The organism is Natrialba aegyptia DSM 13077, from assembly GCF_000337535.1.
Taxonomy (GTDB): domain Archaea; phylum Halobacteriota; class Halobacteria; order Halobacteriales; family Natrialbaceae; genus Natrialba; species Natrialba aegyptia.
This window is the reverse complement of the sequence record NZ_AOIP01000015.1, coordinates 76,995-101,153: the sequence shown is the minus strand read 5'-3', so window position 1 is coordinate 101,153 and position 24,159 is coordinate 76,995. Positions and strand designations below refer to the sequence as shown.

Here is a 24,159-nt window from a genome sequence, read left to right as displayed (position 1 = left end):
GTGAAGTACGGAGCGTATGATGTCCGATACACGCAACTCCATCGATGACGCGACGGAACCACGACTGATCACTTCGACCGACCTGTTTGCCGCCTTCGCCGTCGAACGGCGACAGTATACGCTCGCCTATCTGGCGGCACACCCAGTGCCGGTTTCGATCACAGACCTCGCTACCTTTATCACGCGGTCTGAACTCGAGTCCGACGACGGTTCGCTCGAAGCGACTGACGATATGGCCGAACGGCGGCTTTCCCATACCAATAGCCGCTACACCGATCGCTACGAGCGCGTCCTGACCGACCTCTATCACGTCCACCTGCCACACCTGTCCGATGCCGGCCTCCTCACCGCAACCGACGAGACTGAACTCGTCGAGTTGACGGTCGACCGGTGCGTTCTGTCGCCGTATCTCGATCTTGCCGGGGTTACCGTTGATCTCGACAGTACCGTCGATGTCGATATCGAAATCGACGGTGACAGCGCATAACGCGACCGGCACGTAGGGTACGGTCAGTCGAGTGAGACGGACTGTTGTCAGTCAGTTCCGAAACAACCGCGAACCGTCCCGCGGTTGCACTGAGAAATCGAGACAGTAGACCGTCTGATACAGACCGTGGGAGTTAGAACAACGAGAGTTCACCGGTCACGCTATCGACCCGGTCATCGCCGGCCGGTCCGACCGCAAGCGCAGTGACGGTCCCCGGCTCGAGTTGCGTGTGGCCGGCATCCCGGATGATCGCGTTCGGAATGCCGTCTCGATCCGCGATCTCCGCGAGTTCGTGGAGTTGGCGCTCGCTCGTTCCTTTGAGGACGACCTTCTTCTGTCCGCCTCGTTTCCACTGGTCTTGAAGTTGGCTATCCGCCTTCTCGTAAGCCGACAACGACGCGTGTGCGACCTGTGCGGCGAGTTTCCCCTGTCCCATTCCGATATCCGTTCGGGCGACGATGGCCTGTTTCATACGGGTGTTCTCGAGAGCGACGGGTAAAGCAACGGCGATTACAAGCAGCAGGCGGCAGTTGTGACGATCGATACGCATTTCGTTCGAGAGGACGAACAGCCACTATGAGGCAAACGCGGCGAGCGATTCTCGCCACGACGGCGGCCGTCGGTATCGGTGGTGTTGCTGGCTGTCTCGGGAATGGGGGTCCGCCGGATGCACCGGTCAACGGCGATTCGGACGCCGACGTGTCCGTTACTATCTACGAAGACTTCTCCTGTCATTTCTGCCAGGCGTTCAAACTCCAGGTCTATCCCGAACTCGAAAGTCAGTACATCGAACCGGGGGAGATTCAGTACGAGTTCCGCGATTACCCGGTTCCGGTGAAGGAGAAATGGTCCTGGGAAGTTGCCAGCGCGGCACGCGAGGTCTTCGAGAACGAAGGTAACGACGCCTTCTGGACTTTCGCGAGCGACATCTACGAGCACCTCGGGTCCTACACCTACGATGTCATCGAGGAGGTCGCTGACGACGCCGGAGCGGATGGTGGGGCCGTCCGCGAGGCCGCCGAGGACGAGCAACACCGATCGGTGATCGAGGACAACAAGTCCCACGGCGACTCGAACGATGTCGCCGCGACGCCGACCGTCTTCGTCGACGGCGAGCAGGTCGAGTTCTACGAGAGCGACGACTTCGTGATGATGGCACTCGAGCAGACGACGACGGCGATCGAAAACGCACTGAAGTAAGTGGAGAGTGGAAGGCCGCGTCGGTCCGGCGCGACGACGGCAATCGGAACAGTTTCACATCCACCGTTCGACTCGTCGGATATGATCCTCTCCGATGCGGACATCAGCCGCCGACTCGACGCGGGCGACCTCGTCGTCGAACCGCTCGACGATCCGGAACTGCAGATCCAACCCGCGAGTATCGACCTCCGTCTGGGACGAGAGTTCCTCGAGTTCCAGCGGACGAACATCCCCTGCATTCACCCCGACTCCGAGCGCGAGGTCGACGAATACGTCACCGAGACGCTCGTCGAGGACGGCGACGACTTTATTCTCCACCCCGGCGACTTCGTCCTCGGGACGACCTACGAGCGCGTCGAGATTCCGGCGGACCTGATCGCCCACGTCGAGGGCCGCTCCTCGCTCGGCCGCCTCGCCGTCGTGGTCCACGCCACCGCGGGCCTCTGTGACCCCGGTTACCGAGGTCAGATCACGCTCGAACTCTCGAATCTCGGCACGGCACCCGTCGCGCTGACGCCGGGGATGCGCATCTCACAGCTCACCTTTACGGAACTCAAGACGGAGGCGGAACGGCCGTACGGCAGCGAGCGCGGCTCGAAGTATCAGGATCAGGACGGTCCGCAGGCCTCGCGCATCCAGAGCGACCACGAGTTCGGCGGCGAACAACTGGACCGCTAACGGACGACCGTCCCACGAACTCGAATCCTCACCGATACCGGGCGATCGCGATCGCAACGACGAGTCCGAGAACGACGCCGACGCCGAGCGAACTGACGGCACCGAATATCGTGCCGGCCGCGATGAGGATACCGCCGACGAGACCGACGGCGAACCCGCCCATCGCGCCCGCAAGATCGTGTCTCCCGTCGGGACTGTCGTCGGTGAGTTTCAGGGCGACGCCGATCGTTGCAACGGCACCGGTGACGAAGCCGGCCGGCAGCCCGAGGAACTGCGGATACGCGACCCAGTGACCCGTGATCTCGGTCACCCCGAGTCCAATTCCGAGAAATGCGGCGATGCCGGCACCGATCGCGACGACGACTGCCTTGACGCTCATCGATCCGTTCGTTTACACCCCAGCGATAAGTATGTTCGAATTCAGGCCGGCTGTTCTGCACTCGAACGGCACACCTGATACGACCTGTGGCTTGCAGCTAGTCAATCGCGATCCGTCACCCGTGAGCCACGACCCGCGATCCCAATCCGCGACCCGCGATCCACAAACGACAGCCCGAATCCCCGGAAAGTTAACCCCGCTGCGGTCCAAGTCCAGCCTACCGAATGCAATTCGTCGAAGAACTAGTGGTCGACGAGTTCCTGCCGACGGTCCGCTCGCTCCTGGCCGGGGAGCTGCGCGACCGGGGGCTCACCCAGAGCGAAGTCGCGACCGTCCTCGGGATCAGCCAGAGCGCCGTCTCGAAGTACGCTCACGGCGACGTTGCCACGAACGACCGTATCGCCGCCGACGAGCGCGTCGACAGCCTCGTCGACGAACTCGGTGCCGGACTCGCGGCCGGGGACATCACGCCCGTCCAGGCGCTCATCGAAATCGAAGTTCTCATCCGCGAACTCGAAACCGGCGGCGACCTGCTCGCCCAGCTCCACGAGGAGGCCGTTCCCGAACTCGCCGATCACGGATCGAGCTTCCGGGTGCACGATCCCGAAAACGACCGGCGGACCAGCGAGCGCGTCCTCTCGTCGCTCCGACGCGGCCTGCGGATTCTCGAGAACGCGAGCGGCTTCGCCGGCTTGATCCCGGCGGTCGGCTCGAACCTGGTCGCCTGCACGCCCGATGCATCGAATATCGACGATGTCGCCGGCGTTCCCGGACGGATTTTCGACGTGAAGGGAAAGGCGACGGTACCGGCCGATCCCGAGTTCGGCGTCTCCGAACACGTCGCGACGGTCCTGCTCTCGGCGCGCCGCCACGGTGCGACCGCCGAAGCGGCGATCAACGTCCGGTACGACGCCGACGTGCTCGCCGAACTCGAAGAGTACGGCCACGAGACGGCCGAGTTCGACGAGAGCGACGATGTCGGATCGAGCGTCGGTGCGGCGATCGACGACCACCCCGACGCGACGGTGCTGTACCAGACCGGCGGGCCGGGAATCGAACCGCTGATCTACCTCCTGGGCCCGGACGCGGAAGCCGTCGCGGATGACGTGCGCTCGCTGCTCTAATCTGGAGACCGGAGAGAAACCCGCCGCTGCGGATGACACGCCGTCCCGATCGCCGCCCCAGCGCCACCGCAAGCTTTTGGGACACCTGTCGAGAACACAGACCGAACGCGACGAACGGAGACCAGAACCGACCGATGACGACCGAAACACAGGAGTTCTACGGGCGCTGGGCGCGCCTCTACGATCTGATCGCGCGTCGAACACCTGTCTCTTATACACATCNATCAGAGATGTGTATAAGAGACAGGCGATACCGTCGTCGAGATGGGCTGTGGAACCGGAGCGAACCTCCCCTATCTCCGCGAGCAGGTCGGCCCCGAGGGTACCGTCATCGGCATCGACGTGACGCGGCCGGTACTCGACCGCGCCACCGCCACGGCGGCCGCCCGATACGACAACGTTCACGTCGTCCGCGGAGACGCGACCCGGCCGCCGATCCCGCCCGCCGAAATCGATGCTCTCCTCGCTACCTTCGTCGTCGGCATGCTCGACGATCCCGCCGGCGCGGTCGACGACTGGTGCGAACTCGTCGGCCCCGGCGGCCACGTCGTCCTCGCCAACGCCGCCCGCAGCGAGGCGCGGTACGCCCCGCCGGTCAACGCCGTCTTCCGCGCCATCGTCGTCCTCTCGACCCCGCCGACGACGCAACTCCGATACGAGTCTCCGCCCCACGTGCGACTGGACGAGCGCATCGACGCCGCACACGCCCGACTCAGAGCGAACTCGCGCACCGTCGCCGACGAAACGCACCTCTTCGGCGTCGTTCGACTCACCGGCGGTGAACTCGAGTAACCCTCGACGAGACGGCAAAACAGAACCGAAGCTCAGGAATACGCCGGTGCCTCGAGTTCTTCGAACTCGCGAACTCGATTCCGGACCGCGTCCGAAAGCGGCGTCGGGTGTCCCGTGTCGGGATCGACGCGGACGATCGTCGTTTCCGCGGTCGCGGCGATTTCGTCGCCGGTGCGGATCTCGTAGGCCATCGTACAACTGCTGTCGCCGAGGTCGGTTACTTCGAGCGCAACGGTCGGCTCGTCGTCCATCGTAATCGGACGTTCGTACGAAATTTCGAGATTCGCGATGACGAACGCCAGTTCCTCCTGAGGGATCTCGAGAACGGCTTCGATGTAGTCGGTTCGGGCGGCTTCGAGGTAACTCGCGTAGACGGCGTGGTTGACGTGATCCATCGGATCGAGATCGCGGTACCGAACGGGAACCGCGACGGTAAACTTCTCACTCATTGTGCGTTTCGAACGCGGGTCGCACAAAAGTACACATCGGTTTCGGCGAGTTGCCGCTTCGTGGATCCGGGAGAGCAGCGGGACGCGGATCCGGACGTGTCGAACGACGACAGCGGCTACGCCGACTCGCCGTACATCGCGGCGTGTTCGGCGCAGAACGCGGGTTCGCGCAACTGCGCCTCGATCAGTTCCTCGTGATAGTGCGCGTTGAAGAGCCGACACGAGTTCCGCTCGCAGAACGGCTCGCCCGTCTCCAGGTAGTGCACCGCCTGCAGCACGTACCCCTTCAGCGCGTCGGTCGTCCGCGGATCGTCCGCGACCAGGAACTCGCCTTCGACCTGGTTCTCGAGGACTTCCCGCGGCGGCGTATCGCCCGACAACAGGGCGTGGCGCTGCTGCTCTTCGTAGTACGCCTCGGGCTTGGCCGGCGCTTCGTAGAGGCCGGGCACCGAGATCAGCGCCGGCTGTCCGAGGACGGAAACTCGCTTGTGCCAGCGGCCGTCGTGCTCGCCCCAGGTCCCGATCGCTCTGTCGAGCACCGGAACGTGTACCGCATCGAGTTCGCGTTCGGCCGCCGGCAACGCCTCGTTCAGCGCGCGCTGGATTCCGATACCATCGTAGAGTACCCCTCCCTCGCGCACGGGGTCGTCGAGCGCTCGCTCCTCGTATCGGATCGTCCCCAGCATGGTGTTTCCCGTGCTGAACTCGTGGGGCGATCGCACGCGCGCCTCGGCGAACCGTTCGGCGAGGCCGTCGGTGCGGTGTACGTCGAGGAACCGATCGCGAACGGAAACGGAAGCGTCGACGTGCGCTTCGAGCCAGCCGGCGATGGCCTCAATGTCGGCCACCGTCGTCGGCGCTCGGTAGATGACGATCTGTTCGACCATGTATTCCCTAGTTGTACCACAGAGTGAATCAGTTACGGTCGGCGTCGAACGCGGGCCCCGCACATTCATCACCGAACGAACATCACTGTACGACATGTTCCCGCCGTTCGTCTCTCGCGATTCGATCGTCTCGGACGAGGCAAGTCCGTTCGTACAAGCGTATCGGGACGTTGTCGTCTACGACGGGCCCGAGCCGGACGACGTGCTCTACGAGGGACCGCTCGTCGTCCACGGAAACGGCTGGCTTGAACTCGAGGGAGATCGACTCCTCTCACCGAGTGCCGTTCATCACGTCGATATCTACGATGGTGAGGCCGAAGTCGACGACCGAACCGATGACTCGTCTACAGACGGGAAGCGAGATGGCGGTCACGGCCGGGACACCGAGTACGGATTTTAGCTGTCGATAAACGACGGTCCGTCGCCGAGTTCAGTTTCGGCGTCCCGCCGGGTGTGGGTGGATTCCCAGCCGAGTTCGGTTGTCGCTTTGGCCGTCGAGAACGCGGATTCCTCGCCTGCGAGGTCTCCTTCTGCCGGCCGCGCTCCGAAGACGGTCTCGATCACGTTCGCGGTGGGTCGGCCGAGGTGGTTATCGGCGGCCATCGCGTGGGACGCTTCGTGGCCGTCGATATCGGCCGCAAGCGCGGCATTGCGTTTCGGCCATCCGGGGAACGCCGGCGAAGTGGAGGACGGCATCGGGTTCGTATGCCAGGGTCGCCTCCCACGCCGGCCCCTGTTCGGTGAGATTGGCGGCGAGAAAGGTGACGGTGGCCGGCTCTCTCGGGGGGCGTTCGAGGTCGATGCCGATACCTCGTGGCCGTCGGTCGCGAAGTGATCGACCGCCCAGCTCCCCGCATCGCCGGTCGCACCGGTAACGGACGAGTTTCATGTCCGAACGCTGTATCACGGCCGCGAAAACGGTGTGGACGACGACTGCTACCTCGAGATGAGCGTTGCTGCCCGAGTGGGCATTCAGACACTATCTTCTTCTGACGCTACTACTATCACCACAACCACCTACCGACCGGTCTTTCAGTCGTCCGCCGGCGCGGCCCGCGAAGTCAACTCGACCGGCTCGGCGTCGACTTCGAGTTCGTCGAGCGCGACCTGGGCGGCGCGCTTGCCGGAGACGAGCATGGCACCGAAGGTGGGCCCCATGCGCGGCAGGCCGTAGGTCGTCGCAGTCGCCATTCCGGTCGCGATCAGACCGTCGTGGACGAGGCCGGTGTGCTCGACGACGGCGTCCTCGGACTTGCCGACCCACATCGAGTCGTGACCCGGCGAGTCGTGGCCGGGCGCGCCGTAGCTGTCGTCGCCGGTCTGGTCCATGCCGGTCGCACTGGCCTCGGCGTCGCCGATACCCGGAGCGTCGAGCACGCCGCGCTCGTCGAGTTTCTTGACCGCCATCGCGTCGTGGCCGGTCGCGTCGATGACCAGGTCGGCCTCGACGGCGATCGGGTCGACGCAGGTGATCTCGCGCGGCAGCGCGTGGACCGGCGTCCAGTTCATCACGATGCCCGAGACTTTGTGATCTTCGCGGATCACGATGTCCGTGAACTCGGTCATGTTCTGCATCTTCGCGCCGGCGTCACAGGCGGCCTTGATGAGTCCGGAACAGGCTTCGGGTCCGTTCGCGATGTACAGTCCCTCGCTATCCTGGGACTGTTTGTACGAGACATCGAGGTCCTCTAAGACCTGCTGGGCGGGGTCGCGGACGGTAACCTTGTTCATCAGGAACCCGCCGAGCCAGAACCCGCCGCCGAGGTAGTTGTTCTTCTCGACGACCATCGTCTTGACGCCGCGTTCGGAGAGTTCTTTCGCGGCCGTGAGCCCGGAGGGCCCGCCACCGATGATGATCACGTCCGAGTCCGAGAAGTCCATGAACTCCTCGGTCCATTCCTGCCCGATTGCGCGCGTTACGTCGGCTTCGCCGACCTGACTGAACTGATCAAACTCGCTCATACAACTAGGTGGTATCATCCAGTAGTGAAAAGTCTATCGCGATGGTTCGCAAGGGTACGCGAAAAATGGATCAAGCAGAAGATCCGGCGGGAGGCCCGATATCGTCGCTACGGCATCAGCGACGGTTTCGGCGGGCATCCGACCGCTCTTCTCGCGCGGAGGGTAGTTCGAGGCTCCCGAGTGAACCCCGCGGTTTCGGCCCATGCAATAGAACGGACAACGAACAGCTGAGAGGACTGTAGTTTTATCTTGCTCAGTACGAATTACGTCCGTACGTGAATGCGTCAAAATAGGTCCGTCCTGATCGTAACTGCGCTCCTTTCGATCCTGACGCTCGGCGTTACAGCCTCCGTCCTCGAGACAACGCCGATCACCACCACCTATGATGTCTCCGCTGAGAGTTCCGCTCCGGGAGGCCTGTCCATCCTGGATGTCCTGTTATTGCTCGTCGTTGCGTTTTTCGACCTGTTCGGGATCGAGTTCGATCCCGCCATCCTCGGGACCGGCACCGGTTCTTGGGCCGGCGGGCTCGGTCTGCTCCTCGCACTTCTGCGCTCGGCCGCGCTTCCCCTCGTCGGTATCGGCGCGGTCGTCGCCGTTCTCCTGCTCGTCGGTCGTCGGGTCCCCGAGTCGAGCGCTGCCATCGGTCTCTCCGCGCTGGCGACCCGGCGGCGGTCGGCGACACGCTCAACGCGTTCGGACGAGACGGGCGAATCCTGGCCGCCCGCCGAGCCGGAATCCGGCGTGGCCAAGGCGTGGGTCGAGATGACCGAACCGCTCGAACCGGACCGGCCGCACTGTCGCACGCCGACGGAGTGGGCCGAGACCGCTATCGACGCCGGATTCGACGAAAGCGCCGTGACCGCAGTCACGGAACTGTTTCGGGAGACCCGCTACGGTGAGGCGGCCGAAACGACCGCGTACCGACGGAAAGCGAGGCGTGAACTCGAACGGCTCGACGGTGATTCCGAGTGAGCAACCCGGGATCGATTATTCGATGGATATCCGCCGCTGGCGGCATCCTCTCACTCTGTGCCGGGCTCGCCGTCTTGGTCGCCCCGCCGATCGGCGGCGCTCTTCACTGGCCGTGGGATGATGAAATACTGCTGGTAGCGTTTTTCGTCGTCGTGTTCGTGATCGCGTCTCTTCTCCTCCCGTTTGTTCTGCTCGACGATTCCGACCGAGCGGATCGCACGCCGCCGGAACCGATTCCATCGACGCCGCCACCCGGACGCGAACTCGAACACGTTCTGGATCGACGATGGCCCCTGTCGCTCCCGCCGGCTCGACGGCACCGCATTCGAGACGGGCTCAGACGGACGACGATTCGAACGATCGTCCGAACTGAAGGGTGCGCCACGGAAACAGCCCGCGACCACCTCGCGGACGGAACGTGGACGGACGATCCGGTCGCGGCGGCGTTCGTTCGTCCCGAACCCGAATCGGACGGCTCGCTTCTCCGATCGCTCCGAGAACGGTTGTACTTCGCGCGAAGGGCGCGGCGAACGGCGCGGGCGGTTCTGACGCTCGCCGCGGAGGAGGCCCGTCGATGACAACTCGGCGAACGACTCGCTGGAATAGCGCGCTGATCGCCGCCCTCCTCACCAGCGGAATCGGTGCGCTAGTAGCGGACTCGACGCTATTACTCCTCTCGATCCCGCCCGTCGTCTTCGCCGTCTATTCGCACGTGCCCACGTCGCCCGCCGCGACGCTCGAACTCGAACGGTCGTGTACCGAGCCTGCCCCCTCACACGGGCAGGCGGTCGAAGTGACGGTCACGCTCAAAAACGCGGGCGACCGGATGCTCCCCAGCGTGTGTCTCGTCGACGGAATCCCGCCGATGCTCTCGGTTACCGACGGCTCGGCCCGACACGCGGCGGCGCTCGGCCCCGACGACGAGACGACCTTCTCCTACACGGTTACCGCGAAACACGGAACCCATCGTTTCAGGCCGGCCGCCGTCGTTCTCGAGGATATCAGCGGCAGCGTCGCGGTCGAGACGAACGTCGAGACGGAAACCGAACTTGCCTGTCGGTCGCCGGTTCGAACCGCGACGCTCGAACAGATAGCACACCGGTATGCAGGATCGACTATCACGGTCGATAACGGACACGGAACCGTATTCTCAACCGTCCGTTCCTACCAACCGGGAGATCCACAGCGAAAAATAGACTGGAACCGCTACGCGCGCGACCGCGAGCTGACCACAATCAGTTTTCGCGACGAGCGCTCTCGAGCCACTCTCCTCTGTCTCGATGCGCGAGAAGTCTGCTACCGCTCAGACAGTAGCGACGAACCGCACGCCGTCTTCTACGCGTGTACCGTCGCGCGCGAATTACTCGATACCATCGCGACCGCGAACGGACCGGTCGGGCTCGCGGTCTTCGGCACCGAACAGCGGTACATTGCCCCGAACACCGGAGCGCACCACGTCGAAACAATACGACAAACGCTCGACGATCCGAAACTGCTGCCGCTCGAACCGCCGAACAGAACTCGTCCTGGAGACACCGATGAACTACCGATTCGGCCGCTTCGAACGCGGTTCGGGGAGGCTAGCATCCTCCTGATATCTCCGTTACTCGACGACTCCCCGCTCGAAACGGCTCGAACCCTCCGCGCAGACGGCCAGCCGGTGACGGTTATCTCGCCGGCAGTCACGGCGACGCGGTCGCTCGGGACTGCGGTCGCAGGACTCCGACGGGACAACCGTCTAGGGGCCCTTCGGCGATCGAACGTGACGGTTATCGACTGGGATCCCGAGACAGCCCTCGAGACGGCGATACGAGCGGGGGCGAACCGATGAGCGGCCTTCCGGATAAGCCGACCGATCCGACTCCAGCGAGTGCGAGCGCCGGCGTTGCATTCGTCGCGGTTTTCGGTGCGTGCATCGCCGGGTTAACGGATCCGAGACAGACGGCCCCGCTCCTTTTGGAAGCGATCGGGCTGACGCTCCTCATCGGCGGGGTACTGCTCCGCCGCCGGGGGTATCGACTCGTCGGAAGCGCGGTCACCGGATTCGGATTCATCGTTGCCACCGCGGCGCTTGGTGCCTCTGTCACCCTTTCTCTTCCGTTGTCTCCGTTACTCATCCTGCTCGCGTCGGGGTCCGGAACGCTACTGGTAACCCTCGGCGTATTTCCCGTATATGGTAGGTTCGCCCGATCGTTCACGACAGCCGGTGTCGCACTCGTATTCGCCGGCGTGACAGCAACTGCTCTCATCGACGGAGCGCCACTGTGGCGATCGACGGTCGCCGTAACGATGGTGCTTCTCTCGTGGGACACGGCCGAGCGAGCGGTCACGCTCGGCGAACGGGTCGGCGGCGCTGCTGAAACCCGCTCCGTAGAACTGGCCGGAGCGATGGCGAGTTCAGGTGTGGCTCTGATAGCAATCATTCTCACGATCGCCGTCTCCCGTATCCCGGCCGTCGGGTCTTCCATCGGAGGACTGGCACTGCTTTTGGTCGCAACCACGACGTTTCTCCTCGCGCTAGCTCACTTTCCCCAGATGCCGACCCCTCGACAGTGACCGCACGGAACGCTGTCTCTCGATGTGATCACAATTCGATGCCGCTGCTCGGGCGGGACCGTCGAAGAAAATGGATTCTGCTCTCAACCGTCGATCCTTGCCCCTCGGACGAGCCGCGAACGGGAACCCGTCTCCTCACACTCTCGCTTACTCGCTGACGATGATCGTCCCGACCATGTCCGCGTTGACGTGCGGAATACAGATGTACTCGTACCGGCCGGGGACCTCGAAGGTGTGCTCGAACGTCTCGCGGGTATCGAGCCCGCCGCTGTGGTTCTCGCGCCACTGCTCGCGTGCGGTCGCGTCGTCCTCGAAGCCGCCGGTCGCGAAGTACTCCGCGTCGTCCGGAATGCCCGATTCGAGCGCCGTAATCGTGTGAATCGCCCCGCTCGTATTCTTCCAGACGACCGTCTCCCCGACGGTGGCCTCGTACTCCCGAGGGAGGAACTCGTTGCGAGTCATCCCGATGGTGCAGTCGTCGCCGCTGCAGGGCGAATCGTCGAACACACCGAGGGTGGACGTACAGCCGGCGAGGCTGGCCGAGAGGGACGTGCCGACGGCGGCGAGATAGGCGCGCCGGTTCATACCGAACGCTTGGGAGACTCGCGATATAATCGCCCCGGTTCCGGGCTCCGGTTCGACGCTCGAACCACCGTCAGCGCTGTCCCGCTTGGATCCCCGTCTCCGTCGTTCTCTACCCTATCTCTGCACTCTCCCCAGTTATGCATCCCACTCTCCCAGCTCCCGCGCCGTCCCATACGACTCCCATATCCGCTGACTCCCATATCCACCAACTCCCATACCCACCGACATATCCGCCAACTCCCATACCCACCGACATATCCGCCAACTCCCATACCCACCGCCCCCATATCGCCCTGTCATCATGAAACGAAAACACGTAAGGTACACGCCCGCCGAATCCGCGAGTATGCTCCCCCGGTTCGTCGGGCGACTGGGCGTCGCCGACGCGGTGACGATCGCCAATGCCGCCCTGGGGTTCGTCGCCGTCGTCGTCGCCTTCGTCGACATCGACCTCGCCGCCCGACTCATCCTGCTCGCCGCCGTCGCCGACGGTCTCGACGGCATCCTGGCTCGCCGCTACGGCGGCACCGATGCCGGCCCCTACCTCGATTCCCTCGCCGATGTCGCCTCCTTCGCCGTCGCCCCCGCCGCCCTCGCGTTCGTCGTCATCACGGGCGGCCTCGACATCTCGCACGAGACCGTGACGGGTGAACTACTGCTCGTCTCCGGCGTCTGTGCGCTGTTCGTCGCCATGGCCGTCGCTCGACTCGGTCTGTACACGGCCTACGATACCGCCGTCAACTACACCGAAGGCATCCAGACGACCCTCGCGGCGACCGTCCTCGGCGCGGCGATCCTCGCCGGCGTCGCCAACCCCTGGCTCGTCCTCGCCGTGACGGGCGCGTTCTGTTACCTGATGGTCTCGCGGATCAGCTACCCAGACCTGCTCGCCCGCGACGCCGCCATCATGGGCGTCGTCCACGTCCTCGCGATCTTGATCCCGAACTTCGCTGGCCGCACCTTCCCCTATGCCCTCTTGACGCTCGGACTCGCCTACATGACGCTCAGCCCCTGGTTCTACTGGCGCGAGGAGACTCCCCAGCAGGGGACGACCGCGCATGGAAACGCTTAGGACGATCCTGACACGACCGTAGCGTATGAACAGTGGTACGCGTCGGCGTCGTCCCACCCCCGGGGCGGTGAGAGTATGAGCGAGGACGACACGCCGGATCAGACCGATCAGGAAGCGGAATCAGCAGGCGAAGAATCGGAACAAACGCCCGATCTCGAGGCCATCCGCACCCAACTCGACGAGTTCAGCGACGAGGTCGAGACGCTCGAGACCGATCTCGACGCGGCCGAAACCGAGGACGATCTCGACGACGTCGAAGCCGACCTCGAGGCGTTCCGTACCGAACTCGAAACGGTCGAAATTCCCGAGCCGCCGGAGACGGAGGACGAGGAGGAAGAAGACGAGGACGACGAACCCGCGCCCGAGGAGGAACTCCAGGAGACCTACGACGAGATCGAAAGCGACCTCTCGGATCTCGAATCCGAGCTGGAGGAGCAGCGCGGTCCCTACGGCGAGGATGTGGTCGACGAAATCGAAGACGCCAGCGGCACGATCACGGGCACGCGCTGGACCGTGGAAGGTCGCGACGAACTCCTCGTCGCCGCCGATGACTACCTCGGCGAGTTCAACGAGATTCTGGGTTCGTCCGTCGCGCTATCGACGGACGAGGCCGATGCAGACACGCCCGACCGACTGGCCGACACGCTCGACGATGCCGTCGCCGCCGTCGAGGACGCTGAACTCGATGCCGACGACGATGCGGAGACGATCGCCGGATTGCTCGAGGCGACCGACGACTTCCAGGCGGCCATCGACGACGCGACGGAGTGGACCGACCTCGAGGTCCGCGAACAGCTCCGCCGGGAGGGCTTTTACGACGTGCTCGACCACGTCAAGGACTTCCCGCCCGAGTGGCACGCCCTCAAGGTTCACGAGAAGCGCGGCAACGTCGACATGATCCTGCTGGCCTACGAGAGCCTGGGGTCGGAGTACATGGAGAATCACTGTCTCGAGGCCCTCGAACGCATGGGCCCCGAGGAGGCCATCGATCCGATGGTTCAGAAGGCCGGCCGACGCGACGAACAGGCGATCAGCATCCTCGGCAAGATCGGCGTCGCGGACGACGATGTCGTCGATGCCCTGCTCGACTACGTCGACTCGAATCCGACCCTCCAGAAACCGACCTTCAGGGCACTCGGCGAGATCGGTGCCGAGGCGGCCGTTCAGCCGCTCGCCAACCAACTCGTCGCCGACAACCCCGACGTGCGAAGCTGGGCCGCCCGCGCGCTCGGACTGATTGGCGATACCCGCGCGATCGATCCCCTCGCGGACGTGCTCGCGGACGACGAGGAGGACAGAGTTCGCGCGAGCGCCGCGTGGGCGCTCAACCGGATCGGAACGAGCGACGCGCTCGAAATCGTCGCCGAGTACGACGACGACCGGGCGTACCTCGTCCAGGCTGAAGCCGAACAAGCCGACCCCGAACCGGTCGCCTAACCCCACGTTCCCCACGTCCGTCGCTCCGTTTTTCTCATCGAGGCTTACAGTTTAAGTACGAAGACGCAGCCAAACCGGGTGATGTCTACTCGTCGGTCGGTCGCCCTCGCCCTCCTCGTGAGTTGTAGCCTGCTCACCGGGCTCTCCGCCGGTGTGTGGGGCGTCTCCGGCGGCGCTCCGGGACCCGCTCACACCGCTGGTGCCACTGCCGGCGGGGATCTCGCTTGTCCCGTTGCCGCTTCGACCGCTTCGTCCGATTCGACGAGTTCGGATCCCTCGACGGCCACGGACCAGAACGTCACCCGGCCTCGACTCGTCGAACTCGCACCGAATCCGACGACCCAGGGGAACGTCGGCGAGTTCGTCGTGCTCGAAACGCCGCCGGACACCGGCGTCGGCAACTGGTCGCTCACCGACGGCCACACCACCGCCGCGCTCCCGAACGAAACCGTCTCCGGTCGCATCGCCCTGACCACGAACTCGTCCGCTACTCGATCGCTCACCGACGATCCGGTACTCGAACTCGAGGGGACCGTCCGGTTCGCCGTCGACGGCGACGACCTCGAACTGCGAAACGGATCGACGGTGCTCGATTCGGTGTCCTACGACCGCGCTCCGACCGCACAACGGTGGTATCGGACCGAGAGTGTCGGTGTAAGGGTAGGTGCAGGAACAGGTATAGATACAGAGACGGGATCGGATGCAGATCCCGGAATCAACACCGACACCCCCGGCGCTGGCACCGCTACGGACACCGCTGACGCCGACGCAACCGGGCAGTGGTGGCCCTACGAGGCAACCTGTCTCCCCGTCTCGCACAGCGACGGCGACACGGCCACAACGTTCGTCCTCCCCGACGAGCCAGCCGTGGCGCTCGAAACGATCCGCAACGCCGACGACCGGCTCCTCCTCGCCGGCTACACGATCACCTCCGAATCCGTCGCCACCGAACTCGTCGCTGCAGCCGACCGCGGCGTCGACGTGGCCGTCCTCCTCGAAGCCAGCCCCGTCGGCGGCACGCCGGCCGCAACCGAATCCGTACTCGAGACGCTGGCCGGGAACGGGATCGATGTCCGTGCGACCGGCGGCGAAGGCGCTCGCTACCGCTTTCACCACCCCAAGTACGCCGTCGCCGACGACACGGTCCTGGTGACGACCGAGAACTGGGACCCCTCCGGCGTCGGCGGCGAGTCGAGCCGTGGCTGGGGCGTTCGGCTACCGGACGAGACGCTCGCAACTGAACTCGCGACCGTGTTCGAAGCCGACTTTAGCGGCTGGGATACCGAACCGGGGGCTGAATACGCGGCTCATACGTCGTTTGTCGAGGAAGACGACGAGTTCACTTCGTCACCATCGCCATCGCCATCGTATCCGACAGCACACGAAGCCGAACGACGATCCGTCGAGTCCGCCGAACTGCTGATCGCGCCCGATAACGCCGAACACCGCATTCAGACGCTTCTCGCCGAGGCCGACGAGGAGATTCTCATCACCCAAGCCAGCATCGACGGCGATCTCTCGCTGCTCCAGACGACGGTCGACGCCGCACGTCGCGGCGTTTCGGTTCGCATTCTGCTCGATTCGACGTGGTACAACGAGGCGGACAACGAGGCGCTGGCGACTGAACTCGAGAGTCTGGCGGAACGGGAGGATCTCCCGATCGAGGTTCGACTCGTCGCGGATACCGATCGCTTCGAGAAGATTCACGCGAAGGGGATCGTCATCGACCGCGAAACTGCCATCATCGGCAGCGCCAACTGGAACGCGAACTCCTTCGAGAACAATCGCGAGGTCCTGCTCGCAGTTCACGGGTCGGACGCGGCGAGCTACTATGCAACGGTTTTCGAGGCCGACTGGAGCGGTGACACGTGGTCACTGCCGATCGGAACGGTACTCATCGGCACCGTTGCACTCATCCTCGCAGCGCTCATCGGGCGACGGTACATCCGCTTCGGAGACGACGCTGCTGCTGTAAGCGGCACACGGACTGATGAGTGAGTGCCATCACTGACTGCCGCCACGACAACACGCAACAACGAGAACGAGACTCCTTTAGTTCGCGTGGTCGCCACTCTCGAGCAGTTCACAGTGGTCCTGCTCGGCATCGAAACAGTCCGGACACTGTGCCGGGCGGTCGATAATCGTATCCAGGCGCTCGGCAACCGTATCGTCGATCACGCTCTCGAGCGCGCGGGCTTCCTCGCGGAACTCGTCGACTTCCAGCACGTTAGTGAGGAATCGTTCGATGATACAGTAGGTCTGGAGCGCGTTGTGAGCGCGTTCGAGACCCTCATCGGTCAGGGTCGCTCCCTTGTACTTCTCGTGTTCGACGAGTTCACGATCCTCGAGTTTGCCGACCATCTCGTTGACGCTTGCCGGGCTGACTTCGAGCAGGTCCGCAAGCGTTCCCGTCGAGGCGGGGCCCTCTTCGATCCGTTGTGCGAGATAGATTGCTTTGAGATATTGGTCTGCCGTGTTCATCGCGTCCCTCCGTCGCTAATACGCGTGGCGGTGATGGTATCGGTTCGACTGCGCTCGCCGTCGGCCGCGGACAGCGTCCAGACGGGGATTTCGTTCCTGGTTCCGTGTCCGGTTCCGAATGCTGCAATCGCCGCCCTCGGAACTCCCGGCGTCATCATGCTCTGCGCTCCATGATTTCGGTTACTTCTTCGGCACCCTCCTTTTCCTCCTCGCGGATCGTCGTGAGGGTGTCGAGCAGTCGATCACGGTCGACTGCGAACTCGGTCTCGGAGGCGTCGATCGCGGCGATCAAGTCGTCGTAGAACTTGTACGCCGTCTCCTCGTTTGCCAACTGATCGTAGAGGACGCCGTCCGTATCCTCGGGCGGACCGTACTGGGCGTCGACGAGGGTGTTGATTTCCTCGTAGGAGACCGTTTCCGCCTCGAGATCGTCGATCAGTGTTTCGAGGCGTTCGCGGTGATCGGCTGATTCCTCGGCAGCGTCGACGAGTAACGTTTCCACCTCCCCGTCGACCGCATCCCGTTCGTCGGAAGGTAAGGTCTCGAGGTGGTGGGCGGCGCGTGACTCGACGACCTCCTCCAGCACGACCCCGATCTGGAGGAGTCGCGTGAGTTGCCGGTCGTTCGAGACGCGCTGTCCCAGACTCATGCTACGGCGTCAGGGCCGCGGCTACTTAATCGTCCCTACTCGCGCTCTCTCCATTGCTTTGCCCGTTCTCTTCTGCCACCAGAACGAACCGACTACTGTCTTCGACTGGTACGTAAAAACAGCGGTGCAGCGAGGTGCAGCGAGTTAGTCTCGCGTGCGCAGTCGCGTCGCGATCAGTTCCTCTAAGTCCTCGCGAAGTTCGTCGACCGCGATCTCCTCAAGGACCGGCACGAAGAAGCCCTCGACGAGCATGTTCCGCGCGGCACGCGGGTTGACACCGCGAGAGGTCATGTACAATAGGTCCTCCTGGTCGATCTGCCCGACCGTGGCGCTGTGGGAGGCTTCGGTGTCGTGATTGTTGATGATCAGCTTCGGCGAGGCGTCGGCCTCGGACTCGTCGCTTAGCATCAGCGTATTCTCGCGCTGATACGAACTCGTGTCCCAGGCCTCGCTGCCGACATCCTGGACGCCCTCGTAGACCGAGCGGGCGATGTCGTCGGTGACCCCGCGGGTGACGAGGTCGGCCGTCGTGTGCTCCGCGCGGTGCCAGACCTTCGCGTCGAGGTCGAAGTGCTGGTCGTTGTGCCCGTAGAACGCACCGACGATCTGCGTCTCCGAACTCTCGCCGTTGAGTTCGGTCGAGACCTCGGTCTTGGTCAGTTGCGTCCCGAGGTTCGCCTCGATCCAGTCGATCGTGGCGTAGGTGCTGGCGTCACCGCGCTTGACGGTGAAGTTGTAGGCCTCCTCCGAGAGGTTCTGGAGGCTGCCGTACTGAACCGAACTGTTCTCGCCGGCGACGACCTCGACGACGCCGCTGTAGTACTGTTCGTCGGCCTCTTCGCCCGTCGACTGCCGTTCGAGGATCGTGACCGAACTCGATTCCTCGGTGACGACGAGCGTGTAGTTGAACAGCGACTGCGAGTTCTGTTCGGTTCGGACCGTCACGTCCTCGGCGTCGACGCCCTCGGGGACGTAGACGACGGTCCCGGTGCTAAACAGCGCCGTCGAGAGTGCCGTCAGGTAGTTCTCCTGGGGGTCGACGACGGAGCCGAAGTGCTCCTGCAGGAGGTCCTCGTGTTCGGCGACGGCCTCGGCCCAGGAGAGGACCTCGGCGTCGGCCGGCCCGACCTGATCCTTGTCCTCGGCGGCGTTCAGCGGGTCGACGAACGACTCGAAGTCGAGTTCGTGGAGATTCGTCCAGTCCCGACCCGGCGTTCGGATGACGTCGGGCATCTCGAGGTCGGCGAGCGCGTCGAGGGCCTCGAGGCGGGTCTCTGTGAGCCACTCGGGCTCGTCCAACTCCCCGCTGATTTGGCGGACCTGTTCTTCCGTCAGATTGGCGTGTACCTGCGTGCTCATATTATCCGAGACTCCCCTCCATCTCGAGTTCGATGAGGCGGTTGAGTTCGACCGCGTACTCGATCGGCAGTTCCTCCGTGATCGGCTCGATGAAGCCGGCGACGATCATCTTCTTGGCGTCGTCGTCGTCCAGTCCGCGTGACTGGAGGTAGAAGATGTCCTCATCGCCGATCTTGCCGACGGTCGCCTCGTGAGCGACGTCGACCTTCGATTCCTCGATCTCCATGTACGGCATGGTGTCCGACGTGGACTCGTTGTCGAACATCAGCGCGTCACACTCGACGGCGGTGCTCGAATTTTCGGCGCCGTCGGCGATGTGGACGAGGCCACGATAGTTGGTGCGGCCGCCGTCCTTGGAGATCGACTTGGACTCGATCGTCGAACTCGTCTCGGGCGCGTTGTGGTAGACCTTCGCGCCGGTGTCGATGTCCTGGCCCTCGCCCGCGAAGGCGATGGTGATGTGGGTGTCCGTCGCGCCGCGACCCTTGAGGATCGTACACGGATAGAGCATGGTCGCTTTCGAGCCCATGCTGCCGGAGACCCACTCCATCGTGCCGTTTTCTTCGCAGATGGCGCGCTTGGTGTTCAGGTTGAAGGTGTTTTTCGACCAGTTTTGCACCGTGGAGTACTGCACGTGAGCGTCTTCGCCGACGAAGACTTCCACGCCGCCGCTGTGGAGGTTGTGGGTGCCGTACTTCGGTGCCGAACAGCCCTCGATGTAGTGGACTTCCGCCCCTTCCTCGGCGATGATGAGCGTGTGCTCGAACTGGCCCATCCCTTCCGAGTTCATCCGGAAGTACGCCTGCACCGGCATCTCGACGGTGACATCCTCGGGGACGTAGACGAACGAGCCGCCCGACCAGACGGCCCCGTGCAGCGCGGCGAACTTGTTGTCGCTCGGCGGCACGCAGGTCGTCATGAAGTGCTCTTTGACGAGTTCGGGGTGCTCCTGGACGGCCTTGTCCATGTTGCAGAAGATGACGCCCTTCTCCTCCCACTGCTCTTGCATGTTCTGGTAGACGACCTCGGACTCGTACTGGGCACCGACGCCCGAGAGGGCGTTCTTCTCGGCTTCCGGGATGCCCAGTTTGTCGAAGGTGTCCTTGATCTCGTCAGGGAGGTCGGTCCAGTCGTCGACGCCTTCGCGCTGGTCGACGTCCGGGCGGATGTAGGGAACGATCTCCTCGACGTCCAGCTGGGTCAGGTCCGGCTGCCCCGGCCAGTCCGTCGGCATCGGCATGTTCTGGTACTGCTTGAGCGCGCGGAGCCGCCGCTCTAACATCCAGTCGGGCTCGTCCTTGTCCTCGGAGATCATTCGAATAATCTCCTCGGTCAGCCCCTTGTCGGACTTGACGGCGGCGTTCTGTTCTTTCTTGAACTCGAACCGCGCCTCGGTGTCAGTTTCTTTGAGGTGATCTTGTTCTGAACTCATGATTTGTATGTAGTCGTGTTTACGGCTGTAGCGTTATTACGGTTGTTCTAGCTAAATCCGGTTACGCGGTGCCGTAGACCTCTTCGCGAACCCAGTCGTACCCCTTGTCCTCGAGTTCTTCCGCGAGCGAGGCGTCGCCGCTCTTTGCGATCTCGCCGTCGAGCATGACGTGGACGTGGTCCGGCTCGACGTAGTCGAGGATGCGTTGGTAGTGGGTGATCTGGAGAATACCGGTTCCCTGCTCGTCGCGCAGCGCGTTGATGCCGGCTGAAACGTCCTGGAGGCGGTCGATGTCGAGCCCGGAGTCGATCTCGTCGAGGACGGCGATCGACGGCTCGAGGATGGCGGCCTGCAGGACCTCGTTTTGCTTCTTCTCGCCGCCGGAGAAACCGGCGTTGAGGTAGCGCTGGGCGAAGCGCTCGTCCATCTCGAGCTGTTCCATCTTCTCCTGAAGGATTTTCTGGAACTCGGCGACGCCGATTTCGCCCTCGTCCGCGGGCCCTTCCATCGGCGAGGATTCGAAGCCTTCGTCTTCTGCCTCGTCCTCGTCACTGTCCTCGCCTTCCTCGAAGAGTTCTTCGCGCTCTTCGATCTTGGCGTTAAGCGCCGTGCGCAGGAAGTTCGTCATCGTGACGCCCTCGATCTCGGCGGGATACTGGAAGCCGAGGAAGATGCCGAGCGCGGCGCGCTCGTTAGGCTCGAGGTCGAGCAGGTTCCAGGTGCGCTGGTCGTCGTCGATCTCGATGTCCTCGCCGAACTCGTCGTCCTCGATGTGGAGCAGGACTTCGCCCTCGGTGACCTCGTAGGCGGGGTGGCCGGCGATGACCTTCGCGGTCGTCGACTTCCCGGAGCCGTTCGGTCCCATCAGGGCGTGGATTTCGCCAGATTCGACCTCGAGGTCGACGCCCTCGAGGATCTTCTCGTCGCCATCTGCTACTTCTGCGTGCAGGTTGGATAGTTCGAGGCGTGCCATAGTACTCTGTCGTGTGAATCGTGGGTCGTCCGACTGATAACGGTTTCGTATCCAACTGTATACGGTGATGAATTCGGTAGAATATTTTCCGATTACGAAAACCGATATTTCGTGAGTGCGTACTTCGACTGGGGGATCGATCGGGAAATCGAGACAGGCGTAACGGTCGAAAGTCGGGTCGAAAGCCCCGAAAGAAGCGAGATAGCTCAGTAGTCACCCGCGGTCGCCGGGCCGCTAAAGACCGAATACAGCAGCACGAAGTAGCCGATGATGAGCGGCACGAACGTGACGGCGACGATCGAGTTCACCTCGAGGGCGACCGGGCTGACGACGGCTTCGCGGATCGACAGTGCGGCGGCCGGGTCGACGAACGGGCGCATCGTCCAGGCGAGATAGCCGACGAAGACGAGTGCCAGTCCCGCGACCGAGAGCGCCCAGCCGTAGTCCCGCCGGCGGCGGTTCGCGACGATACCAAGCGCCGCGAACGCGATCGTTCCGCCGACGGCGGCGGCCGTTTCGGCGGTCGATGGCGCCGGCGACCCGCCTGGTTCGGCGAGGGCGATATAGCCGATCGTCGCGAGCGAGACGGCGACGTAGCCGACCGATCCGAGGCGGCCGTACCGGCGCATCGTCCGCCGGAGGTCGCCGCGGGTCTTGATCGTCAGGAACGACGCGCCGAGGACGACCGAGAGCGTTACGAGGAGGAGGCCGACGGCGATCGCCGTCCCGTTTATCGTCGATTCGAACCCGAACCGCCAGTTCGCGACGAGCATCCCGAGGAAAAAGGGCGCGAGCGTACTGCCGGCGACGAACGAGCGGTCACAAACGCGGTGCCAGCGGTCCGAATCGCGTTCCTCGCGGAGCTTCGAGCCGATGCCCCGAAGGACGAGCGCGGCCAGAATCGCGAAGATCAACAGGTAGTGCCGCGAGAGGACATTCGCGTAGACGGCCGGAAACGCGGCGAAGAGGACGGTCCCGAACAGGACGAGCCACACCTCGTTGGCCTTCCAGACCGGGCCGAACGCGGCGTGCATCGTCTCTCGCTCATCGCCGTCCGCCCGGGCGTAGAGCATTCCGACGCCGAAATCGAAGCCGTCGAGCAGCAGGTACGCGCCGAGGACGGCAAAGACGAACGCGAACCAGAGTTCGGGAAGCGATTCGACGGGATACTGGACGGCTGCCGTGGAGACGAGTTCAGTCATCTGAACCCACCACCTGCTGGCCGGCCTCCGAATCCGAGCCGGAGTCGGGTCCCGAATCGCCGTCGCCCGCCGTCGGCGGCAGCAACCGCTCGCGTTCCGACCGGACGTACTGGCGGACGAGATAGCAGAACGTCACGAGCGCCGTGCCGTAGACGGCGGCCACGCCGAGCAGGGAGAGCGTCGCTTCGGCCGAGGAGAGGCCGATCGTCGCTCCCTCAGACGTTCGCAATACGCCCTGAATGATCCACGGCTGGCGGCCGACCTCGGTCACGTACCAGCCCGTTATCAGCGCGGTGAATCCGAGCGGCGCGGAGCCCATCAGCGCCACCAGATAGCGGTCGCTGGTCCGGATACCACCCCGGAGGAGCCGATAGCCACCCCAGAGGCCGAGGCCGACGAACCAGAACCCGAGCCCGACCATGATGCGGAACGACCAGAAGACCAGCGCGACCGGCGGGGAGTCGTAGTTGAACTCGTTCAAGCCGGTGATTTCGGCGGACGGATCACCCCCGCTCGCCAGGAACGACGCCAGGTTCGGAATGTTGACTGTGAACAGGTTTTCGGCGCGCGGATTGTCCAGGGCATCCAGGCTCGTCGGCACCGCGATCACGTGGAGATCAGCGCCAGTCGACGTTTCGTACTGCGCCTCCATCGCGGCGAACTTCTGGGGCTGCGTGTCGGCGACGTGGCGAGCGTAGAGGTCGCCGTGGAACACCTGAAACACGGACATGACCAGCAATACCACGACCGCGGCGCGCAACGCCGTGTTCCAGACCTCGCTGTCGCGGTTGTGGTAGACGAAATACGCCGCGATGCCGGCGATCACGAGCGTCACGGAGATGATCGCGGCCGACTGCATGTGGACGAACAGCCACGGCAGCCGCGGCGTGAAAAACGCCGCCATGGGGTCGGTGAGCTGGGCGACGGTCCTCCCGCCGCGCTCGACGAGTTCGTAGCCCCGCGGCGTCTGCATCCAGGCGTTCGCGACCAGAATCCAGAACGCCGACAGCCAGGCACCAAGCGCTACGAAGCCCGACGAGAGGGCGTAGAACCACTCCGGGACGCGCTCGCGGCCGTAGAGCAGGATGCCGAGGAAGGCCGCTTCGAGGAAGAACGCCATCTTGGCCTCGAACGAGAGCGGGCCGCCGATCAACTCGCCCGCGATCGTCGAGAACGCCGCGAAGTTCGTCCCGAACATGAACCCGAGCGGGATTCCTGTGACCGTCCCCATCACGAATCCCAGCGCGAACACCTTCGTGAAGAACTCGCGGAGTCGGGCGTACCGCTGTTCGCCGGTTCGGATCTCCTGGACGACGAAGTAGACGAGGAACGGGCCGAGACCGACGGAAAGCGCTGCAAAAATGATGTGGATCGTCAGCGCCACCGCGAACTGGGCGCGGCCGGCGACGACTGGATCGAGCACGTTAGTCCACCCCCACCCGAACGGGGTAGTCACGGCGCTGTAACACGACGACCGGAA

Annotated in this window: 27 protein-coding genes and 1 pseudogene; 14 read left to right on the top strand and 14 right to left on the bottom strand. The window is 63.9% G+C overall.

Annotated features, from left to right (window positions below):
* Nucleotides 1-16 precede the first annotated feature (16 nt).
* A complete protein-coding gene (locus tag C480_RS04560) occupies nucleotides 17-487 on the top strand; it encodes a DUF7344 domain-containing protein (RefSeq protein WP_006664447.1) in 471 nt (156 codons plus the stop codon).
* Nucleotides 488-620: 133 nt separating this feature from the next.
* Here the strand turns inward: C480_RS04560 and pth2 are convergent, their stop codons facing one another.
* A complete protein-coding gene (pth2, locus tag C480_RS04555; protein WP_006664446.1) occupies nucleotides 621-959 on the bottom strand; it encodes a peptidyl-tRNA hydrolase Pth2 in 339 nt (112 codons plus the stop codon).
* A gap of 104 nt (nucleotides 960-1,063) precedes the next feature.
* Between pth2 and C480_RS04550 the strand changes: the two genes are divergently transcribed.
* Together C480_RS04550 and dcd are read left to right on the top strand one after the other, a co-directional pair.
* Nucleotides 1,064-1,687, top strand: coding sequence for a thioredoxin domain-containing protein (locus tag C480_RS04550; RefSeq protein WP_006664445.1), 624 nt, complete (start codon nucleotides 1,064-1,066; stop codon nucleotides 1,685-1,687).
* A gap of 81 nt (nucleotides 1,688-1,768) precedes the next feature.
* Complete coding sequence (gene dcd, locus C480_RS04545; RefSeq protein ID WP_006664444.1) at nucleotides 1,769-2,365, top strand: dCTP deaminase; 597 nt, start codon at nucleotides 1,769-1,771, stop codon at nucleotides 2,363-2,365.
* A gap of 28 nt (nucleotides 2,366-2,393) precedes the next feature.
* Here dcd and C480_RS04540 read toward each other — a convergent pair whose 3' ends face one another.
* Nucleotides 2,394-2,744 carry a hypothetical protein gene (locus tag C480_RS04540; RefSeq protein WP_006664443.1) on the bottom strand — a complete coding sequence of 117 codons (351 nt, stop codon included), beginning with the start codon at nucleotides 2,742-2,744 and terminating at the stop codon, nucleotides 2,394-2,396.
* Between the two features lie 224 nt (nucleotides 2,745-2,968).
* Between C480_RS04540 and C480_RS04535 the strand changes: the two genes are divergently transcribed.
* Together C480_RS04535 and C480_RS04530 are read left to right on the top strand one after the other, a co-directional pair.
* Nucleotides 2,969-3,868, top strand: a complete 900-nt coding sequence (locus tag C480_RS04535) for a thiamine-phosphate synthase family protein (protein WP_006664442.1) — start codon at nucleotides 2,969-2,971, stop codon at nucleotides 3,866-3,868.
* A gap of 134 nt (nucleotides 3,869-4,002) precedes the next feature.
* Nucleotides 4,003-4,660, top strand: a pseudogene (locus C480_RS04530) (class I SAM-dependent methyltransferase).
* 32 nt (nucleotides 4,661-4,692) lie between these two features.
* On the opposite strand, the gene C480_RS04525 reads toward C480_RS04530, so the two are convergent.
* Together C480_RS04525 and C480_RS04520 are read right to left on the bottom strand one after the other, a co-directional pair.
* Complete coding sequence (locus tag C480_RS04525) at nucleotides 4,693-5,109, bottom strand: acyl-CoA thioesterase (RefSeq protein WP_006664440.1); 417 nt, start codon at nucleotides 5,107-5,109, stop codon at nucleotides 4,693-4,695.
* A 116-nt stretch (nucleotides 5,110-5,225) separates the two neighbouring features.
* On the bottom strand, nucleotides 5,226-5,996 hold the full coding sequence (locus C480_RS04520) for a DUF7001 family protein (RefSeq protein WP_006664439.1): 771 nt from the start codon (nucleotides 5,994-5,996) through the stop codon (nucleotides 5,226-5,228).
* 94 nt (nucleotides 5,997-6,090) lie between these two features.
* On the opposite strand from C480_RS04520, the gene C480_RS04515 reads away from it, so the two are divergent.
* On the top strand, nucleotides 6,091-6,396 hold the full coding sequence (locus tag C480_RS04515; protein ID WP_049903321.1) for a hypothetical protein: 306 nt from the start codon (nucleotides 6,091-6,093) through the stop codon (nucleotides 6,394-6,396).
* Here C480_RS04515 and C480_RS24645 read toward each other — a convergent pair.
* A complete protein-coding gene (locus tag C480_RS24645; protein WP_006664437.1) occupies nucleotides 6,393-6,692 on the bottom strand; it encodes a hypothetical protein in 300 nt (99 codons plus the stop codon). The genes C480_RS04515 and C480_RS24645 overlap by 4 nt on opposite strands.
* Before the next feature lie 336 nt (nucleotides 6,693-7,028).
* Nucleotides 7,029-7,958 carry a sulfide-dependent adenosine diphosphate thiazole synthase gene (locus C480_RS04505; protein WP_006664436.1) on the bottom strand — a complete coding sequence of 310 codons (930 nt, stop codon included), beginning with the start codon at nucleotides 7,956-7,958 and terminating at the stop codon, nucleotides 7,029-7,031.
* A 279-nt stretch (nucleotides 7,959-8,237) separates the two neighbouring features.
* On the opposite strand from C480_RS04505, the gene C480_RS04500 reads away from it, so the two are divergent.
* The 4 genes from C480_RS04500 to C480_RS04485 are packed head-to-tail and all read left to right on the top strand — an operon-like array spanning nucleotide 8,238 to nucleotide 11,489.
* A complete protein-coding gene (locus C480_RS04500) occupies nucleotides 8,238-8,933 on the top strand; it encodes a DUF4129 domain-containing protein (RefSeq protein WP_006664435.1) in 696 nt (231 codons plus the stop codon).
* The gene (locus tag C480_RS04495) at nucleotides 8,930-9,511 is read left to right on the top strand and encodes a DUF7269 family protein (RefSeq protein ID WP_006664434.1); all 582 of its coding nucleotides are present in this window, start codon (nucleotides 8,930-8,932) and stop codon (nucleotides 9,509-9,511) included. The genes C480_RS04500 and C480_RS04495 overlap by 4 nt, the downstream gene beginning before the upstream one ends.
* On the top strand, nucleotides 9,508-10,764 hold the full coding sequence (locus C480_RS04490; protein WP_006664433.1) for a DUF58 domain-containing protein: 1,257 nt from the start codon (nucleotides 9,508-9,510) through the stop codon (nucleotides 10,762-10,764). Before C480_RS04495 ends, C480_RS04490 begins: the two co-directional genes overlap by 4 nt.
* Nucleotides 10,761-11,489, top strand: a complete 729-nt coding sequence (locus tag C480_RS04485) for a DUF7519 family protein (protein ID WP_006664432.1) — start codon at nucleotides 10,761-10,763, stop codon at nucleotides 11,487-11,489. Before C480_RS04490 ends, C480_RS04485 begins: the two co-directional genes overlap by 4 nt.
* Before the next feature lie 147 nt (nucleotides 11,490-11,636).
* Here C480_RS04485 and C480_RS04480 read toward each other — a convergent pair whose 3' ends face one another.
* Nucleotides 11,637-12,074 carry a cupredoxin domain-containing protein gene (locus tag C480_RS04480; protein WP_006664431.1) on the bottom strand — a complete coding sequence of 146 codons (438 nt, stop codon included), beginning with the start codon at nucleotides 12,072-12,074 and terminating at the stop codon, nucleotides 11,637-11,639.
* A gap of 346 nt (nucleotides 12,075-12,420) precedes the next feature.
* Here C480_RS04480 and C480_RS04475 point away from each other — a divergent pair, with 346 nt between their 5' ends.
* The 3 genes from C480_RS04475 (at nucleotide 12,421) to C480_RS04465 (ending at nucleotide 16,581) form a co-directional block, all read left to right on the top strand.
* Complete coding sequence (locus C480_RS04475) at nucleotides 12,421-13,146, top strand: protein sorting system archaetidylserine synthase (RefSeq protein ID WP_049903216.1); 726 nt, start codon at nucleotides 12,421-12,423, stop codon at nucleotides 13,144-13,146.
* A gap of 75 nt (nucleotides 13,147-13,221) precedes the next feature.
* Entirely contained in the window at nucleotides 13,222-14,583 is a 1,362-nt protein-coding gene (locus C480_RS04470) for a HEAT repeat domain-containing protein (RefSeq protein WP_006664429.1), read from the top strand.
* Between the two features lie 81 nt (nucleotides 14,584-14,664).
* A complete protein-coding gene (locus tag C480_RS04465) occupies nucleotides 14,665-16,581 on the top strand; it encodes a phospholipase D-like domain-containing protein (protein ID WP_006664428.1) in 1,917 nt (638 codons plus the stop codon).
* Nucleotides 16,582-16,635: 54 nt separating this feature from the next.
* Here C480_RS04465 and C480_RS04460 read toward each other — a convergent pair whose 3' ends face one another.
* Nucleotides 16,636-17,064, bottom strand: coding sequence for a metal-dependent transcriptional regulator (locus tag C480_RS04460; protein WP_006664427.1), 429 nt, complete (start codon nucleotides 17,062-17,064; stop codon nucleotides 16,636-16,638).
* A 33-nt stretch (nucleotides 17,065-17,097) separates the two neighbouring features.
* Here C480_RS04460 and C480_RS23405 point away from each other — a divergent pair, with 33 nt between their 5' ends.
* Entirely contained in the window at nucleotides 17,098-17,238 is a 141-nt protein-coding gene (locus tag C480_RS23405; protein ID WP_161606993.1) for a hypothetical protein, read from the top strand.
* Here the strand turns inward: C480_RS23405 and C480_RS04455 are convergent.
* The 6 genes from C480_RS04455 to C480_RS04430 all read right to left on the bottom strand — a co-directional run bounded on the left by C480_RS04455 (nucleotide 17,219) and on the right by C480_RS04430 (nucleotide 24,102).
* Nucleotides 17,219-17,713 carry a hypothetical protein gene (locus C480_RS04455; protein WP_006664426.1) on the bottom strand — a complete coding sequence of 165 codons (495 nt, stop codon included), beginning with the start codon at nucleotides 17,711-17,713 and terminating at the stop codon, nucleotides 17,219-17,221. The two genes, C480_RS23405 and C480_RS04455, sit on opposite strands and share 20 nt — an antisense overlap.
* A gap of 144 nt (nucleotides 17,714-17,857) precedes the next feature.
* Nucleotides 17,858-19,072, bottom strand: a complete 1,215-nt coding sequence (sufD, locus tag C480_RS04450) for a Fe-S cluster assembly protein SufD (protein WP_006664425.1) — start codon at nucleotides 19,070-19,072, stop codon at nucleotides 17,858-17,860.
* A gap of 1 nt (nucleotide 19,073) precedes the next feature.
* Entirely contained in the window at nucleotides 19,074-20,504 is a 1,431-nt protein-coding gene (gene sufB / locus C480_RS04445) for a Fe-S cluster assembly protein SufB (protein WP_006664424.1), read from the bottom strand.
* Between the two features lie 61 nt (nucleotides 20,505-20,565).
* A complete protein-coding gene (locus tag C480_RS04440; protein ID WP_006664423.1) occupies nucleotides 20,566-21,477 on the bottom strand; it encodes an ABC transporter ATP-binding protein in 912 nt (303 codons plus the stop codon).
* A 206-nt stretch (nucleotides 21,478-21,683) separates the two neighbouring features.
* On the bottom strand, nucleotides 21,684-22,679 hold the full coding sequence (locus C480_RS04435; RefSeq protein WP_006664422.1) for a cytochrome d ubiquinol oxidase subunit II: 996 nt from the start codon (nucleotides 22,677-22,679) through the stop codon (nucleotides 21,684-21,686).
* Entirely contained in the window at nucleotides 22,672-24,102 is a 1,431-nt protein-coding gene (locus C480_RS04430) for a cytochrome ubiquinol oxidase subunit I (RefSeq protein ID WP_006664421.1), read from the bottom strand. Before C480_RS04430 ends, C480_RS04435 begins: the two co-directional genes overlap by 8 nt.
* Nucleotides 24,103-24,159: the final 57 nt, after the last annotated feature.